Genomic DNA, 543 nt, shown 5'->3' on the forward strand with positions numbered 1-543 from the left:
AAGTCGCCAAAAACTTCTTCTGTCTTTTCGTCGAATTTTTTGATCTTTTGCAAAACTGCAATCATGTTACTTTCAATATCGTCCCCTTTTGCAACTTTAGTTAAAAAGTACACGATACGACCCCATGTTTAAATGATGTATCTTCTACTAATTTCTGCGACTATCGGAAATAGTGAATGAAAGCTTGCCAGCTCGACCGATACATGTTTTTTGATATGTGCTTGGATGTCACTTTCCGAGGTTGCAAGGACACGAACAAGCGCATCAATAACGTCATTACTTCTCGCTCTTTCACTTGCAAAAAACTTGAAGTCATGTCGATTTGACTCGTACTCCACTATTGAAGGTAGTACTACCCGTGTTTTTTCGAATATTTTTGAATCTTTGAGCAAATTGACAACGATGAACCTTAAATATTCTCTAGCTCTTTTTTCTAGTTGACGAGAACGCTTTTTCTCTTGTTTGAGAGCGATAATGTCGAGAACAAAGATAATTAAGGCAAGCTCAACAGCAACACCAACAAACTCAGGAACTAAGTTTTGC

1 protein-coding gene is annotated in these 543 nt (G+C 37.6%); it reads right to left on the reverse strand.

Going from position 1 to position 543, the window contains the following annotated elements:
• Positions 1 to 128: 128 nt before the first annotated feature.
• The coding region (locus CIK04_RS32960) for a hypothetical protein (RefSeq protein ID WP_325205966.1) at positions 129 to 543 on the reverse strand (415 nt) is incomplete at its 5' end.

The sequence above is a fragment of the Vibrio sp. 03_296 genome (assembly GCF_002265885.1).